General features: G+C 59.9%; 3 protein-coding genes and 1 tRNA gene. 2 read left to right on the forward strand and 2 right to left on the reverse strand.

The window, feature by feature from the left end; all coding sequences use genetic code 11:
- Together ACP5EL_RS08170 and ACP5EL_RS08175 are read right to left on the reverse strand one after the other, a co-directional pair.
- Window positions 1–487: hypothetical protein (locus ACP5EL_RS08170; protein WP_428402019.1), on the reverse strand; the 487-nt coding region annotated here is incomplete at its 3' end.
- A gap of 112 nt (window positions 488–599) precedes the next feature.
- The gene (locus ACP5EL_RS08175; RefSeq protein ID WP_428402020.1) at window positions 600–1,532 is read right to left on the reverse strand and encodes a glycerophosphodiester phosphodiesterase family protein; all 933 of its coding nucleotides are present in this window, start codon (window positions 1,530–1,532) and stop codon (window positions 600–602) included.
- A 104-nt stretch (window positions 1,533–1,636) separates the two neighbouring features.
- Between ACP5EL_RS08175 and pscS the strand changes: the two genes are divergently transcribed.
- Entirely contained in the window at window positions 1,637–2,785 is a 1,149-nt protein-coding gene (pscS, locus tag ACP5EL_RS08180; protein ID WP_428402021.1) for an O-phospho-L-seryl-tRNA:Cys-tRNA synthase, read from the forward strand.
- 36 nt (window positions 2,786–2,821) lie between these two features.
- Window positions 2,822–2,893 (forward strand) — tRNA-Gly (locus tag ACP5EL_RS08185).
- The last annotated feature ends 356 nt before the right edge of the window (window positions 2,894–3,249 follow it).

Below are 3,249 nucleotides of genomic sequence, written 5' to 3' on the forward strand. Positions count from 1 at the left end.
GGTTGGTCTCGATCAGGCTCTCGTTGACGTCCAGGTCGAGGAACTCCTTCTGGCTTTCGGTGGTGGAGAGGTTGGTCTCGATCAGGCTCTCGTTGACGTCCAGGTCGAGGAACTCCTTCTGGCTTTCGGTGGTGGAGAGGTTGGTCTCGATCAGGCTCTCGTTGACGTCCAGGTCGAGGAACTCCTTCTGGCTTTCGGTGGTGGAGAGGTTGGTCTCGATCAGGCTCTCGTTGACGTCCAGGTCGAGGAACTCCTTCTGGCTCTCGGTGGTGGAGAGGTTGGTGTCGATCAGGCTCTCGTTCGCGGTGTCGTTCAACGTGTCATCTACGGTGTCGTTCGCGGTATCGTTCAAGAACTCGTTGAGGGCTGCGGGGATGTCCGCCTCCGAGTCGAGGCCTAGAAAGTCTTGGACATCCTCTTGCCCTATGGCAGACCAGGCCTGCAGGAGGGCGAGAGTTGCAACCGTTAATGCTAGAATCTTTCTCATAATCCGGGTCTTATACACCGGGCGTGCATAAATCTTTCCGTCTAAAGGGCCGATCGGGTGGTCAAGGGCTGAGAGGGGCTAAATCTCCAATAGGGGAGACCATCTGCGCCTTTCATGCCTCCTCTTTCGCCTCTCGATCCACCCTCTTCAGCTCTTCGGTGGAGGCCTCGGGATGCTCGCTTAAGTACTGGGCAACTTTGGGCTTGTGGACCAGGGCGCAGTCGACACAGCTCCAGAGCCTCTTGCCCCGCTTGGTCCTGATGAACTTGCCGAGCTCGGGATCTTTGCAGGGGTAGAGGGGACAGAAGCAGTGAGTGCAGTCCTGGCCCTCGAAATGGCAGGGGTAGTACTGGCACTCTCCGGCTTCGACGTTGGTGACGGGCTCGTCGGCGGCGGCTCGGACCCCGCAGGGATCGTCGGTGACGATCCCGTCGGCCCCGAGCCGCCTCAGCCAGCGGACCTTATCGGGGTCGTTTATCGTCCAGGGATAGACCTCGATCTCCTCCCGATGAGCCCTCTTGAAGAGGTTGGGGTTGGTGATCCTCGGAAAGATGGAGTCGGCTCGAGCCTGGAGGGCCAGATCCACCGGGTTTATGGGAAGCGAGGATACGATGATCCCGGTCTTTACCTCGGCCAGCTCCTTGATCTCGCGGACCGAGGCGTGACGAAAGGAGGTGACGATCGCCCTTCGCCCCTCCACCTCCCGGGCCACCAGCTCTTCGAGCCCCTCCTCTTTCAGCTCGACGACGATCCCCATCTCCAGCTCCTCGACCAGGGCGACGGCCTCGGCGAGGGTGGGAACCCTCTCCCCTCCCCCGGCGTCCAGACGCCTGATCTCCTCCAGGGTCATATCCTCGACCCTGCCCGAGCCGTCGGTGGTCCTCTCGACGGTCTCGTCGTGGATGACCACCAGAGAGCCGTCTTTCGAGAGACGGATGTCCACCTCCGCGTAGTCGGCGCCGCAGATCTTGGCCGCGCGGATCGCCTCCAGGGTGTTCTCGGGAGCGATAGACCTTGCACCGCGGTGGCCGATGACAGTTGACATCAGAGCCGGCTCTTGCAAGAAGATATATCACCTTTTCTGCCGGGATCGAGGCCGTCCGGTCCAGGGCAAGGGTTATACCGCAGGGAAGATCAAACTCCCCAGGAATGCTTGACAATCTCGATAAGTTCACCCGTCTGAAGAGAGGCACCGCGGGGGCCATAAACATCGACCCCCTCCAGAGAGGGGGCATCCTCACCCCCGAGGCGAGAGAGGCGATAGTGGAATGGGCCGACGGCTACTCGGTCTGCGACTTCTGCACCGGGGCCCTAGACGAGATCCAAAACCCTCCCATAAGAGAGTTCGTCCACCAGGCCCTCCCCGAGTTTCTGGATGTGGACGAGGTCAGGATAACCCACGGGGCGAGGGAGGGGATGTTCGCGGCCATGCACTCCCTCTGCAAGAGGGGTGAGACGGTGGTGGCCGACGGCAACGTCCACTACACCACCCTCCTGGCCGCGGAGCTCTCGGGCCTGAAGGTGGAGCTGGTCCCTGCCAGCGAAAAGCCCCACTATCGGGTAGACCCGGAGGGTTATGGAGAGGCGATCGAGAGGGCGAAGAACCGAGGCGAAAAGGTCGGTATGGCTGTTCTCACCTACCCGGACGGGAACTACGGCAACCTGGTGGACGCGGAGGCCGTCTCGGAGATATGCCATCGCGAGGAGATCCCCCTGATGCTCAACGGAGCCTACTCGGTGGGGAGGATGCCGATCTCCGCGAAGAGGCTGGGCGCGGACGTCATCGTCGGCAGCGGCCACAAGTCGATGGCCTCCTCGGGTCCGATAGGGGTGCTGGGCGCGTCCGAGGAGTTGGCCTCGCTGATATTCCGAAGATCGAAGCTGGTGCCCAATAAGGAGATCGAGATGCTGGGATGCACCCTCCGGGGCGCAGGGGTGCTGACGATGATGGCGAGCTTTCCTGCCGTCGTCGAGAGGACGAAGCGGTGGGACGAGGAGGTGGAGAAGGCCCGCTGGTTTGCAGAAGAGATGGAGAGGCTCGGGATGAGCCTTCAGGGCGATCGGCCCCACCACCACGACCTGATGTTCTTCAACTCCGAAGTCCTCTACGAGATATCCCAGACCGCGAAGAAGGGGCGCTATTTCCTCTATCGCGAGCTGAAGAAGAGGAAGATCTTCGGGATAAAGCCCGGCCTCACCAGGCGGTTCAAGCTGAGCACCTACCTCCTGCCCCGCGAGGATCTGGAGACGGTCCTCTCGGCCTTCGAGGAGATCGTGGCTCTCCACCCCAAAGCATAAGCTTTATGAGATATGGCCCTCCTATGAAGGGCCTGAGCGGCTGTGGTCCAGGGGTTAGGACATGAGCTTCCCAAGCTTGTAGCCCGGGTTCGATTCCCGGCAGCCGCACTATACTATTTTGAAGGTGTTTCCCATCCTGCGAGCGCCTCGATCTCATCCGTTTCATCTACATCCGGCGATAGCTACATAGTTTGAACTCTCCCTCTCTATATCATGACAGTATAACTTTAAAGTCGGACAGATCGACAAATATATATCATATTAACTCACTCTGCCGCGAAACTTCGTAACGTGTCCGAGAATGCGCATTTTCTTAGGTTGTGAAGAAGACGGCAGGCCCTTCGAAGGTGCTTTCCACCGACCTGACAGCAGAAGACGAGAGCGGAAAAACCGGCCCTGGACCTTCGGGGAGGCTGACGAGATATGTCGAGATGTGATCTATACGACGTGGCTGAAGCGTCGCT

Origin of the sequence: Methanocrinis sp., from assembly GCF_049974945.1 — an archaeon.
In the GTDB taxonomy this organism is placed as follows: Archaea; Halobacteriota; Methanosarcinia; order Methanotrichales; family Methanotrichaceae; genus Methanocrinis.